Annotated in this window: 12 protein-coding genes; 4 read left to right on the top strand and 8 right to left on the bottom strand. The window is 70.1% G+C overall.

Features of this window, described 5'->3' with window-relative positions; translation table 11 throughout:
* Positions 1–16 precede the first annotated feature (16 nt).
* On the top strand, positions 17–895 hold the full coding sequence (locus RT309_RS02585; RefSeq protein ID WP_313355063.1) for a neutral zinc metallopeptidase: 879 nt from the start codon (positions 17–19) through the stop codon (positions 893–895).
* Between the two features lie 25 nt (positions 896–920).
* Here RT309_RS02585 and RT309_RS02580 read toward each other — a convergent pair whose 3' ends face one another.
* Together RT309_RS02580 and RT309_RS02575 are read right to left on the bottom strand one after the other, a co-directional pair.
* A complete protein-coding gene (locus RT309_RS02580; protein ID WP_313355062.1) occupies positions 921–2681 on the bottom strand; it encodes an aldehyde dehydrogenase family protein in 1761 nt (586 codons plus the stop codon).
* Between the two features lie 38 nt (positions 2682–2719).
* Positions 2720–2983 (bottom strand): glutaredoxin domain-containing protein, encoded by a 264-nt coding sequence (locus RT309_RS02575; protein WP_313355060.1) that lies wholly within the window; start codon positions 2981–2983, stop codon positions 2720–2722.
* A gap of 135 nt (positions 2984–3118) precedes the next feature.
* On the opposite strand from RT309_RS02575, the gene RT309_RS02570 reads away from it, so the two are divergent.
* Positions 3119–4312: a glycosyltransferase gene (locus tag RT309_RS02570; protein ID WP_313355058.1), complete on the top strand. Its 1194-nt coding sequence runs from the start codon at positions 3119–3121 to the stop codon at positions 4310–4312.
* 3 nt (positions 4313–4315) lie between these two features.
* On the opposite strand, the gene RT309_RS02565 is transcribed toward RT309_RS02570, so the two are convergent.
* Positions 4316–4693: a hypothetical protein gene (locus RT309_RS02565; protein WP_313355056.1), complete on the bottom strand. Its 378-nt coding sequence runs from the start codon at positions 4691–4693 to the stop codon at positions 4316–4318.
* A gap of 110 nt (positions 4694–4803) precedes the next feature.
* Here RT309_RS02565 and RT309_RS02560 point away from each other — a divergent pair, with 110 nt between their 5' ends.
* Together RT309_RS02560 and RT309_RS02555 are read left to right on the top strand one after the other, a co-directional pair.
* A complete protein-coding gene (locus tag RT309_RS02560) occupies positions 4804–5325 on the top strand; it encodes a MarR family transcriptional regulator (RefSeq protein ID WP_313355054.1) in 522 nt (173 codons plus the stop codon).
* A gap of 100 nt (positions 5326–5425) precedes the next feature.
* Complete coding sequence (locus tag RT309_RS02555) at positions 5426–5683, top strand: DUF6458 family protein (RefSeq protein WP_271638677.1); 258 nt, start codon at positions 5426–5428, stop codon at positions 5681–5683.
* A gap of 85 nt (positions 5684–5768) precedes the next feature.
* On the opposite strand, the gene RT309_RS02550 is transcribed toward RT309_RS02555, so the two are convergent.
* The 5 genes from RT309_RS02550 to RT309_RS02530 all read right to left on the bottom strand — a co-directional run bounded on the left by RT309_RS02550 (position 5769) and on the right by RT309_RS02530 (position 12924).
* The gene (locus tag RT309_RS02550; RefSeq protein WP_313355049.1) at positions 5769–6689 is read right to left on the bottom strand and encodes an NADP-dependent oxidoreductase; all 921 of its coding nucleotides are present in this window, start codon (positions 6687–6689) and stop codon (positions 5769–5771) included.
* A 132-nt stretch (positions 6690–6821) separates the two neighbouring features.
* Positions 6822–8297, bottom strand: coding sequence for a dGTP triphosphohydrolase (locus tag RT309_RS02545; RefSeq protein ID WP_313355047.1), 1476 nt, complete (start codon positions 8295–8297; stop codon positions 6822–6824).
* Positions 8298–8335: 38 nt separating this feature from the next.
* Positions 8336–10102 (bottom strand): sulfatase-like hydrolase/transferase, encoded by a 1767-nt coding sequence (locus RT309_RS02540; protein ID WP_313355045.1) that lies wholly within the window; start codon positions 10100–10102, stop codon positions 8336–8338.
* A 36-nt stretch (positions 10103–10138) separates the two neighbouring features.
* A complete protein-coding gene (locus tag RT309_RS02535; protein WP_313355043.1) occupies positions 10139–11386 on the bottom strand; it encodes an MFS transporter in 1248 nt (415 codons plus the stop codon).
* A 152-nt stretch (positions 11387–11538) separates the two neighbouring features.
* Positions 11539–12924, bottom strand: coding sequence for an aldehyde dehydrogenase family protein (locus RT309_RS02530; RefSeq protein ID WP_313355041.1), 1386 nt, complete (start codon positions 12922–12924; stop codon positions 11539–11541).
* Positions 12925–13020: the final 96 nt, after the last annotated feature.

Genomic DNA, 13020 nt, shown 5'->3' with positions numbered 1-13020 from the left:
GCGCTACCTTTTCAGCATGACTTTCAATCCGGATGCCGACATCTCGGGCAACACCACGCGCCGCCGCGGGCGGGGCGCCGCGATCGCCGGTGGTGGCGTGGGTGTGCTCGGTCTGGTCGCGCTGGTCGTCGCCATGCTCGGCGGTCCCGACCTCACCGGGCTGGTCGGCGGAGTGCCCGGGGGCGGGAACGACCCCGCCTCCAGCGGTGAGAGCACCCTCTCCGAGTGCGACACCGGTCAGGACGCGAACACCACCGACGACTGCCGCATGGCAGGTGCCCAGGTGCTGCTCGACGACTACTGGGCGCAGCACGTCGACGGCTACCAGCCGCCAACGATGAACGTGGTCGACGGTGCGACCTCCACCCAGTGCGGGACGGCCTCGAACGCCGTCGGACCGTTCTACTGCCCGCCCGAGCAGGGCGTCTACATCGACCCGACGTTCTTCCAGCTGATGCGCGACCAGTTCGGCGCCTCTGCCGGCGAGCTCTCCCAGCTGTACATCGTGGGGCACGAGTGGGGTCATCACATCCAGAACATCACCGGCACGATGGAGAAGTACCCGAACAACGGCACCGGCCCCGACAGCAACGGCGTGCGCACCGAGCTGCAGGCCGACTGCTACGCCGGTGCCTGGCTCGGAGACGTGACGACGCTGAAGGACGACAACGGCGTCGCCTACCTGAAGAAGCCGACCGAGGCGCAGATCACGGATGCCCTGAACGCGGCGTTCACGGTCGGCGACGACCACATCCAGGAGCAGCAGGCCGGCCGGGTGAACCCGGAGAGCTTCACGCACGGCACCAGCGAGCAGCGTCAGGCGTGGTTCGCGAACGGCTACAAGAACGGTCTCGGCGTGTGCGACACCTTCGCCGTCTCCGGCGACAAGCTCTGACCTCGCCGACGGCAGGTCAGCGCGATCAGGCGCGCAGCGCCCGCAGCAGCGTCCGCACGAGCACCGCGATGCCACCCTGCGCGCGGAACCGGGTGAGGCCCTCGCACACGGCAGCGCCCGTGCGCGCCGAGACGAACCACGGCGGCTTCGGCAGGATCGTCACACGGCCACCGCCGTTGAGCACGGGCAACGACCGCGGGAACGGGCGAAACGGCCCGCGCACCACCGATCGCTCCACCTCGTCGAGCAGCAGGGCGTTGTGCACCACGCCGATGCCGCTGCCCACGTCGTCGAGGGTGTTGCCCGGGAACGCGCCCCAGGTCAGCGTCGGCGTGATGAACCCGAAGGCCGTCCACGAGTTGATCGCGAGCGACCCGTAGCGCAGCTCGGCGATCGCCCGTTCGAACCCGGTGCCGAGCGACTTCTCGGTGGCCGGATCGATGAGCAGGTTCGCGCCGAGGGTGCCCTGCAGCTCGTCGTTCGCGTGGGCGATCGCGGCATCCAGGAAATCCTGTCCGGTGCCGGGCAGCTCGACGACACCCAGCACCGGGGCGAAGTACTCGGTCGACTGCATCGCCGTGGCGTCGTCACCATCGCCGATCTCCACCAGCAGTCGGTCGGCCAGCACCAGGGCATCCGGATAGTCATCGGCCGCCTGCCGGATGCGTAACGGCGAGCCTGGGTACCAGATGGGCCGCTCGGGGGCGGCCGCGTACGCGCGCCGCAGCGCGGCGCGGAACTGCGCGGCCTGCGCCCACTCCGACGACATGATCACGACCTGCCCCGCGATGCAGTTGTGCCCGCCGTTCTGCAGACGCATGGTGACGATGTGCTCGGCCTGGAAGGCGATGTCGGCGGCGCTCCACTCGCCCGGCACGACGATGATCGGCGAAACTCCGCCGAGCTCGGCCGTGATCGGCTTCTTCAGCAGCGGACGGTTCTCTCGCCGACGTCGTGCGGTCGCCTCCTGTTGGGCTGCTGAGCCCGTCGAAGCACCCCACACGATCGCGTCGAAGGTGGCGGCCGAGCCGGTGATGTGCACGTGCACGAGGTCGCGATGCGCGGTGAGGTACGAGCCGACGGCGGGCCCGCCGCGCACGATCCGCAGGAAGCCGGGGGCGATCAGCGGTGCCAGCGCGCGCTCGTACACGGGCACGAGGGCGTCCTGCGTGGGGTTCACCTTCAGCAGCGCCACGCGATTGTGCGCGAGAAGCTCGTACAGCACGTCGAGCACGGGGATCGCCGTGATGTTGCCCGCGCCCAGCACCAGGCCGACGCCGCCCGCGGCATCCGTCGACCGCTGCGCCAGGCCCGCGGTCGCGCGGGCCGTGTTCGGGGTGATGCCCGGCCGCAGCCACACCTCGCCGCTGAACCCCGACAGCAGGAAGCGATCGAGCCCCGTGAGAGGGAACGCGCTCACCCTGGTGCGCCCGCCGGGTGCGCGACCGACCGTCAGACCGTCGAGCGGTGAGCGTCCGTCGGCCAGCTTCGCGAGGGTGTCGATGTACGCGTCGAGTGCGCCGAGCACCGAGTACGGCCCGCTCAGCCACTCCTCGCCGCGCAGCGGATGCCTGCTGTCGAGTCCTTTGGAATCGGCGGCGGTGTTCGCCCAGTCCGCCGCCGCGGCGGCGACGCTCGTGCGCAGCGCTCGCAGCAGGGTCGCGCGCTGACCCACGGTGAGGTGCGCCCACGTGCGTGAACCCTGCTGCAGCACGTCGACGTCGGCATCCAGCGCCTCGCGCTGCGCCTCATCGAGGTCGGCGTCGAGGGTCGACTCCTGAGTCATCGTCGTCTCCTGGTGGCGGTGCGGAAGCGGAACCGAGGTCAGATCAGCGAGAGCTCGCGCAGCTTCGACTCGACGTCGTCGTTGCTCGGCTCGACGTGGTGACTCGCGTCGGGGTAGACGACGACGGGAATGTTCATGCGGCCTGAGATCTCCTTGGCGACGTCCGCCGCCGCTGGGTCGGCGACGAGATCGATGTAGGTGTACTCGACGCCCAGCTGGTCGAGCTGCCTCTTCGTGCGGACGCAGTCTCGGCACCAGTCGGCGCCGAACACGGTGATGGTGTCGGATGCGGGAGTGCTCATGCTCCCAGCCTACGGGGGCGCACCCGAGCGGGCGCCGAGTGGCGCCGCGGCAGGGCGTCCCATGAAACGATGGATGCTGTATCGCCGCATCACCGCGCGACACCCCGACTCAGAGGAACCCGTGGAGGAGATCACGTGAGCGCCCCCTCCCTTCCTCCCGTGACCGTGATCGTGCCGACGTTCAACGAGCGCGACAACGTCGCCGAACTCGTCGCCCGCACCTCGGCCGCGCTCGCCGGGATCACGGCCGAGATCCTGTTCATCGACGACAGCGTCGACGGCACGATCGACGAGATCGCCCGCATCGGGGCATCCGCGGCCGTCGCAGTGCGCGGCATCCACCGAGACCGCAACACCGGCGGGCTCGGCGGCGCCGTCGCCCTGGGCCTCGCCGAGGCCGCCCACGACGTGTGCATCGTCATGGACGGCGATCTGCAGCATCCGCCCGAGCTGCTGCGCGCCATGCTCGCACGGTACGCCGAGGGCGGGGTCGACGTCGTCGCCGCCTCGCGTTACATCGGCGGCGGTGATTCCGCGGGGCTCGGCACGGCCGTGCGCTACGGGGTGTCGAAGGCGGCGACCGTCGTCACCAAGGCGATGTTCCTTCGGCGCCTCTGGCGCAGCACAGACCCGATGACCGGGTTCTTCCTCATCGACCGCTCGCACATCGATCTCGACGAGCTGCGACCGCAGGGATTCAAGATCCTGCTCGAGATCCTCGTGCGCGGCGGGGAGCGGCGTGAACTGAGGATCGCGGAGGTGCCGCTCGAGTTCGGCACGCGTCGGCACGGGGACTCGAAGGCCAGCCTGCGACAGGGGGCAACATTCCTCGCCCACCTCGCCCGCCTGCGATTCGGCAGGATGGGACGCTTCGCCGTCATCGGCGGCATCGGCGCCGTCGCCAACATCGGCATCATGTGGGCGCTCACCCAGCTCGGCGTCGACTACGTGCTCGCTGCGATCGTCGGCGCGGCCGTCACCATCATCGGCAACTTCGTGCTGCAGGAGCTGTTCGTCTTCCGCGACGACCGCCAGGACGCTCCGCGGCTGTGGGTGCGCTTCGCCGCATCCGTCTCGTTCAACTCCGTCGAGGCGGCCCTGCGCATCCCGCTGATGGCGCTGATGGTCGAGACCTGGCACATCTCCAGCGTGATCGCCACGGCGATCTCGCTGGTGGTCGCCTTCTTCGCGCGATTCCTGTTCCACGCGCTGGTCGTGTACGCGCCCCGGCGGCGCGCGGATGCAGCGGACGAGCCGCCGGTGGACACTGCGGCGCTCCGGGTCATGCGGGCGATCGACGCCGAGGCGATGCGACCGGGAGAGCTCTGAGGCTCAGGCGTGTTCGGAGGCGGGTGCGTCGTCTGCCGGCTCAAACCCGGCCGGCTCGTCGTGGCCGATGCTGCGGGCCTCTAGATACGAGCACAGCTCGGCGGCGACCGCGAGCTCGCTGGCGAGCGAGTGCAGCTCGTGGCTGTTGAGGATGGTGTCCTCCTTGCTCGGCTCGAGGGTGATGTTCCACCGAGCCTCGCCCACGTGGATCGGCTGCATGAAGATGCTGACGGACGAGTTCTTCACGGGCACGATCACGAGCCCCGTGTCGGAGCCGTCGGAGCCGTCCTGGATGATGACACGGATGAGATCTCCGGCCTCGCGGGCGCAGCGGAACTCCTCAAGCCAGGTTTCCAGCGTCTCCTTGCTTCGAAAGCTCACAGATGTCCTCCCTCACTGCGATCCCACGGCTCCGTTCGGCCCTGCGGATCTCTTCTGCTCTCCTATCATGACTTATGCGAGTGCTGCAGGCGCCCGCTGAAGGAGCGAGTATGGCGGAATCACAGGCGGACAGCTACTGGTACGACGAGCGGAGCGAGCGAGAACGCGCGCGAGAGGTGCTCGAGGCCCTGCGCACGTATCGTGCGGCGGAGCGGGCCATGCGTCGACGCACCCGCGACGAGATGTCGATGGGCGAGAACGAGCTTCTCGCGCTGCGCTACCTGTTCCGTCAGCCCGGTCACGTCGCCCAGCCGGTCGCCCTGGTCGAGTATCTCGGCATCTCACCGGCCGCGACCTCTGTGCTGATCGATCGACTCGAGCGTTCGGGGCACGTGCAGAGGGAACAGAACGCAGCCGGGCAGCCGGCCACGGTTCGAGCCACCGCGCATGCCGACGAGGATGTGCGCCAGACGCTCGGTCGCATGCACGAGCTGATGTACGCGGTGGCGGCGGGGATGGATGCCCAGGCTCAGGCGAACGTGACCGACTTCCTCCGAGCGATGGCCGACGCCGTCGACGGGGTCGACTCGGCCGTTGCGGACCGAGCTGGGCGGTCTGAGCCCCGACCCTGACGAGCGCCGGTGTTGTCAACCCCATTCTTCGGCGCGGTGCCGCTTGGGAGTCTGGGCACCAGGCAGGCCGAACGGTCCGCCCTATCGAAGGGAGCAAGAGATGACCATCGGCACTGGAGTCGTTCTGTTCGTCATCGGAGCGATCCTCGCTTTCGCACTCAACATCGATGTCGGCTGGGCTGACCTCACCATGATCGGCTACATCCTGATGGGTGCGGGTGTCGTCGCCTTCATCGTCGGACTGCTGCTCATGGCGCGTCGCCGCCGCACCGACGTGGTCACCCGCACCGAGGCCGCCCCCGGCGCGTACGAGACGCGTCGCTCCACGCGCGCGGCGGGAGACGAAGAAGTCTTCTGACCGGAGGAACGTTCGCGCCCGGGTCCCGAGTGAGGCCCGGGCGCGAACTCTGTCTGCGCCTGATCGCGCGAGGGGAACCGACCGATCAGGGGACGATGACGAGCTTGCCGCGGGTGTGACCGCTCATGCTGGCCTGGAACGCATCGGCGACACCGTCGAGCGGGAACGTCTCGGCGACCTCGACCCGCAGCAGCCCATCGTCGACGAGCTCCGCGAGACGCGCGGTCTGCGAGCCGTCGGGGCGCACCCAGATGTACCGGCCGTCGTGCGACATGACCTTCGGGTCCGCCGTCGAGACATGTGCGCCGCCCTCGCCGAGCACGTCGAGGGTGGTGTCGAGCTGGCCGCCGATGAAGTCGGCGACCGCGTCGACGGTTCCGCCGGCGATCTCGCGCACGCGTGCGGCCAGTCCCTCACCATAGGTCGTCGGCTCGCCGCCCAGCGAGCGGATGTACTCGTGGTTGCGCTCTGATGCCGTGCCGATGACTTTCGCACCTCGTGCCGCGGCGATCTGCACGGCGAAGCCGCCGACGCCGCCAGCGGCGCCGTGGATCAGCACGGTGCGCCCCGACAGGTCGCCGAGCGCGTCGATCGACCGCAGCGCCGTGCCGCCGGCCAGCGGAAGGGCCCCCGCCTCCTCCCACGAGAGCGATGCCGGCTTGCGCGCGACCGCCGAGACGGGAACGGCGACCCGCGCCGCGTACGTGCCGGCGCTCACCGTGTCCTTGCGGGCGTAGGCCATGACCTCGTCGCCGACGGCGAATTCCGGGGTGTCCAATCCGACCGCGACGACGACGCCCGCCACGTCCCATCCCGGGATCACGGGGAAGTGCACGGGCATCAGAGCATCGAGCCCGCCCGCCATGACCTTCCAGTCGACGGGGTTCACGCCCGCGGCGCGCACCTCGATGAGCACCGACGCCGGCGGCAGCTTCGGCTCGGGCACCTCACGCACCTCGAGATCATCGAGATCCGTGGAATACCGGTCGTACACGACAGCGCGCATGGTGCCTCCTCAGAGTGGGGGTGGATGGCATCCACTCTTCCACGCGCCGCGCCTGCGGGCGCGAGACTTCGCTACAGCGTGAGACCTGCGTCGCGTGGTGCGGTCTCGTGCCGGAACGCAGGTCTCGCGAGCTCACAGACCCTGGCCGGCATCCCAGAGCCGCTCGGTGCGGCCGGCGAGCAGCGCGTCGAGCGAGATCGCCTGGGCGTCGGTGAGCGATGCGACGTAGTCGATGATGCCGCGCCCCCGGCCGAGCGTCTCGACGTCGGCGCCCGCCCCCACGTCGTCGACGCGGCGGTGGTCGTCGGTGGCGAGATCGACGAGGTCGATGAGGCGGCGCGGTGCGCGCCGCGCATCGCGCGGATCGTCGAGCCATGCGGTGAAGCCGTCGACGAGCCGCTCGAGCACGCTGGCCTGACCGCGCTGGTAGACCGCGAGGTCGGGCCGCTCGAGGATGAACCGCTCATGCAGGAACTTCAGCACCGCCACCTCGTGCCAGGCCTGCCGGTTGAGGCTGACGTGCCCCGATCGGATGTCGGGGTGCCGGTGCACCTCGATCGACGACTGCAGTCGCGCGATCCAGGCGGTGGTGAACCGCGCGAGGGCGCGCTCGCTGGCGAGTGATCCGTCGAACGGCTCGGCGACGAGCCCGTCGATCACCTCGGACGACACCTTCGCGACCGCTTCCCCGAACGCGTCGGGGTCGGCGATCCAGGCGTCCTTGGCGCGCATCCGGCGCCACAGCAGCTCGAGCGAGTGCCCCGGTGTGCGGGTGTCGGCGGCGAGCGTCGCGTGATCAGCGGCACGCAGCTGGGCGAGATCGCGCCGCCACGACCGGAACTCCGCCGACAGGGTCGCCGGGTTCAGCAGCCCGGCGCGGTAGAAGTCGTCGAGGTCGTGCAGCGAGTACGCGATGTCGTCGGAGATGTCCATGATCGAGCATTCGACGCTCTGCTGCCCCTCGGCGATCGCCGGATACGGGGACAGGGCCTGACGGGCATCCGGCTCATCGATCGCGTAGAAGCTGAACTTGCTTCCGCCGCCGCGCCGCGGCCCGCCCTCGCCGCGCCGCCACGGGTACTTGAGCACCGCCGCGCGCACGGCCGCGGTGAGATTGAGGCCGACGCCGGGTCGGTCGTGCTCGTCGAGGCGGGTGAGGATGCGGTACGTCTGCGCGTTGCCCTCGAACCCCTCGGCGAGTCCGAAGCGGGTGCGGGCGAGCCGGTCGAGCGTCTGCTCGCCGAGGTGGCCGAACGGCGGATGCCCGAGGTCGTGCGCCGCCGCAGCCGCCTGCACCACGACGGGGTGCGCGCCGCCGAGCTCGGTGACGATACGGTTCGCCTCATCGGGGCGGGTGGAGAGATGCGTGGCGATCGCACGCGCGACCGCGGCGACCTTGATGGAGTGCGTGAGCCGGTTGTGCACGGCGAGGCCGGCGCCGGCCTGCGAGATGACCTGCGTCACCGCCGAGAGGCGCGAGTAGTACGGCGAGAAGCGGATGCGCTCGACGTCGACCCGGAAGTGCGGATGCCCTTCCGCCCGCTGGAACTCGTCGAGCGTCTCGGGCAGTCGTCGCATCTGGCGGGGATCATCCGGCTGCTGGAGCATGGATGCCAGTGTGCCACGCGCGCATCGCGGGTCGAGGTTCAGAGGCGCGCGGCGATTCTGTGCAGCGCGTCGTGCGGCACGAGCCCCGCGGTCACCGTCGCGATCTGAACCAGCGACATCCCCATCGCCTCTTCGGGCAGCGGCCCGTCGACGATCGGGCCGAGTTCGTCGCGCAGCACGCCACGGGCGTGCTCGTCGGCGAGCAGCTCGCGCACCGAGCGCATCGCCACCGCCGACTCGCCGAGCGTCGACAGATCGGCACCGCCCACCGGGCCCGCTGCGCCTTCCGCCTGCTGCCGCGCCAGCACCAGGTTCTCGGCGCTCGGGGCACCCGACGCGGGCAGCCCGAGCCGTTCGTACTGATCGGCCGGTGCGTCGCTCTGGCGCATCAGCTCGACGAGCAGGCCGATCATGTGCAGCTCGAGCTCGTCGTCGACGAGCGGGTTCAGCTGCTGCGGGTCGCTCTCGAGATCGAACAGCTGCGACCCGAACGCCGCAGGGTTGGTCGGAGCGATGGCCGGCACCTTCAGCACCGGCATCCCCTTCGTGAACGGCAGCGGATCGACGAGCTCCGCGTGACGGAGGGCGTCGGCGCCGAAGCGGCCGCGCATGCTGGTCGGCATCAGCGTGTAGTCGAACAGGGGCTGATTGTCTGCGGTCACGCACGCGCGCATGTACACGTAGCGTCCGTCGGTGACGTTGGCGTGGCCGCCGTGCAGGCCGAACAGGGCCGCATCATGCAGCGGGCGCTCGGAGTCGAGCACGGGCAGAATCGAACGGCCCTGCATGTCGGGGGTCGTGTCGAGCCCGAAGTGATCGAGCAGGGTGGGCCCGAAGTCGATCGTCTGCACCAGGGCATCCCGGCTCTCGCCGGCGACGGCCGAGCGGGGATCCCACACGAACAGCGGCGTGTGGATCGTCTCCTCGTAGAACGGCGGCACGTTCTTGCCCAGCCAGCCGTGCTCGCCCAGCAGCAGGCCGTGATCGGTGCACACGATCAGCATCGTGTCCTGCCACAGGTCATGCTGATCCATCGCGTCGAGCACGCGCCCGAGCGACCGGTCGCACATCGACAGCAACGCGAGGTAGCGGTCGCGCAGGTGGGTGAGCTCGGCGTCGCTCTCGGTCACCTGCTTGTAGTCGGGCCAGTCGAAGTCGACCCCGTCGGCGACCGTGGGAGTGCCGTAGAGCTCGTGGTACTGCGCGTAGCTGAAGAACGGCTCGTGCGGATCGAAGGTCTCGATCTGCAGCATCCAGCCGTCGTCGGCGTGGTTGGTCTCGATGAACTCCAGCCCCGCGTCGAACGTGCGGGTCTGCGGGTGGTCGGCCTCGTCTGTCAGGTGCTGCCGGTTGACGGCATCCTGCCGGCGCAGGGCGTGGTTGCTCGCGTGCGGGGTCACGTTCGACATGTCCGGATCGGCCACCTGCCCCTTCCACTCGTCACCCTCCTGGCCGCGGAAGAACTCGAAGGTGCGGAAGCGCGGGTGATACGTCGCCCCGCCGTCGAGCCAGTAGTGCTGGTGGTCGGTGACGAGGTGCGTGTGCACGCCCGCCTCGTCGAGCATCTGCGGCACCGAGTCGTCGAAGGGCTCGAGCGGTCCCCAGCTGCGGTGCAGGAAGTTGTAGCGACCGGTGTGCATCTCCCGCCGTGCGGGCATGCAGGGCATGCTGCCGCCGTAGCAGCGGGTGAAGCGCGCGCTGCTATTGGCGAGGCGTTCGAAGTTCGGCGCGTGCACGCCCTCGGCGCCGTAGGGCGGCAGGAATGCGCGGTTGAGGGTGTCGAACAGCACGACGATGGCTTTCACGGGTCTCCTTCGGCGGCGGACGGTGGGGCGCGGTAGTCAGCGCACCGAGCGGATGCGGTAGACGGCCACGCCGCCGAGGGCCATGATCACGGCGGCGATGACGTAGAGCTGGGTGTAGCCTGCCACGCTCAGCACGAGCCAGCCCACGAGGGCGGCGATGGGAAGGTGCTGCGCGGCGTTGACGATGCCGAGGTCTCGGGCACGTGTGGTGACATCGGGCAGCACGTCGGTGAGCAGAGCCTGGTCGACCGAGAGGAACACCCCGTATCCGATGCCGAGCAGCACGGCCGCGACGATCGAGGCGCTCCAGGTGGGCACGAACGCGAGGGTGAGCGCGGCTCCGACCTGCAGGCCCGCGGAGGCGGCGACGAAGAATCGTCGCGAGCGCAGTCGGTCGGTGAGTGCGCCGCCGGCCCACGAGCCGAGACCGCTCGCGACGAGATACACGAGGATCAGCACAGTGAGCGCCGATTCCGGGCTGGCCAGCTTGAGCGAGTCGGAGAGGAAGTAGAGCAGGTAGGTGGTCCCCACGAGGTTGCCGGCGTTGACCAGCACGCGCGACACGCCCGCCCAGCCGAGGTCGTGATAGACCCGGGTGATCTGACGGATGCTGCGGCGCGGCGGTGTCGGGCCGGCGTCGCCGGCGCGGGCAGGCAGGGCGGGCTCGGCGTGTCCGAGCAGGAACGGGAGCGGCGCGATCAGCGCGAGGGCGGCGATCACCGCCCAGCTCCAGCCGACGTCCTTCACCAGCTCGGTCACGATGATCATGCCGCCTGCGAGGGCGATCACCTGCGGCACGCCCGCAGCCGCAGACGCGCGGCCGCGCTGCGCGGGCGGTACCTGATCGGCGATCATCGCCGACAGCGACACGAGCACCGCGGACTGCCCTACGGCCACGATCGCGAGCAGCACCGCAGCGAGCTGCCACGAGGGCTGGATCCCGACCAGGGCGAACGGCACGGTGGCGGTCGCGAAGCCGCCCAGTGCCCAGGTGCGGCGGCGACCGAATCGCGGTTCGCTGCGATCGCACAGCCAGCCGATGACCGGTACCGAGACGACGATGACGATGGCCATCTCGGCGATGAGGAACGAGCCGACGCCGATCTTCTCGGCCGGGTCGAGAGTGCTCGCCAGCTGCACCAGCATGAACTGCCCGGGAAGCATCACGAGCAGCCAGAACCCGAACCAGGCGAGGCCGAACGTCCACAGCCAGCTGCGGCTCACCGGGGTCTGCGCCGGGGGAGCGGACGCCGTGTCGACCGTCGGTCGGGCGTCGGCGCTCATGCTGTCGTCCGAGCGGCGCGGCTGAGCGGGTGCGGGTGGAACATCATCGTCTCCTCGGCAGACCACATCGTCCGCCCGTCAGAAGTGGGACGACTGCCCCACTTCTGGTGATGATAGGACCGCCGGGCACCGGATGCAAGTCGGCGGACGCGTCAGCGCCCGCGCATCAGCATCCGGCGCAGCAGACTCTTCACCCACCCCCGGTAGGGCGGGTAGGCGAGGCGCATCGTGTCGGGGCGCAAGGGCTTGTCGAGCACGCTCTTGAGATGGCTGAAGGTGCGGAACGACGCCTCACCGTGGTACGCGCCCATCCCGCTCGTGCCGACCCCGCCGAACGGCAGCTGCGGAGCGCCGAGGTGCGCGGCCGGGGCGCCGAAGCTCACTCCGCCCGAGCTGGTCTCGGCGAGGAAGGCCCGGCGCACGCGGCGCCGACGGCTGAAGACGTACGCGGCCAGAGGCTTGGGCCGTGATCGGATGAAGGCGCGGGCCTCCGCGGCCGATCCGACATGCACGATCGGCAGGATCGGCCCGAAGATCTCCTCCTGCATCAGGGGCGAGTCCGCGTCGACGCCATCGATGACGGTCGGAGCGACGTAGCGCTGCTCGAGCGATACCTCGCCCCCGAACGAGGGCGCGGCATCGGTCAGCATCCGCGCGAGGCGTTCGGCGTGGCGAGGGGTGACGATGCGGCCGTAGTCGGGGCTCGTCGCGGCATCGGACCCGTACATCTCCCGCGTCGCGCGTTCGAGGTGCGGCACGAGTGCCCGAGCGGTCGCCGGGGTGGCGAGCAGGTAGTCGGGCGCGACGCAGGTCTGGCCTGCGTTGAGCAGCTTGCCCCACATGATCCGTCGCGCGGCCACCGCGAGGTCGACCGAGTCGTCGATATAGGTGGGCGACTTGCCGCCGAGCTCGAGGGTGACCGGTGTCAGGGTGCGCGCGGCCGCGGTGGCGACGATGCCGCCCACCTTCTCGGATCCGGTGAAGAAGATGTGGTCGAAGCGCTGCTCGAGCAGCTGGCCGGTGACCTCGGCGCCGCCCTCGACGACGGCGAGCGCACGCTGATCGAGGTAGAGCGGAAGCAGCTCGGCGAGCAGCGAGCTGGTCGCGCCGGCGAGCTCGCTCGGCTTGACGACGGCGGCGTTGCCCGCCGCGAGAGCGCCCACCAGCGGATTCAGCACGAGCTGGAGGGGATAGTTCCACGGGCCGATGATGAGCACGACGCCGAGGGGCTCCGGAACGGCCCGGCCACGCGCGGGCGCGAGCATGAGCGGCAGGGGCACGGTTCGCGCCCGCATCCAGCGACGCAGACGCGGCAGCGCGTAGTCGATCTCCGCGATCACCATCCCGATCTCGGTGATCACCGCCTCAAGGGGGTGCTTGCCGAGATCGTCGTGCAGGGCCTGCTCGATCTCGGGCTGGTTCTCGAGCAGCATCCGCCGCAGCGCCCGCAGCTGATCGCGTCGCCAGCGGCGCGATCGGGTGATGCCGGCGTCGAAGGCGGTTCGCAGCTCGTGGGTCGTCTGCTCGGCGCGGCTCACGACGCCGCCTGCCGGGTGCGGCGCTGCGGCGTGCCCGTCTCGTCGTCGTCCGGAAGCGGCTCGCCAGGCCCGGGGTCTCGGCGATGAAGGCCGCCA

Source organism: Microbacterium sp. (assembly GCF_032084865.1).
Classification (GTDB): Bacteria; Actinomycetota; Actinomycetes; order Actinomycetales; family Microbacteriaceae; genus Microbacterium.
Note: the sequence above shows the minus strand (reverse complement) of the source record. Positions and strands in the feature narration are given on the sequence as shown.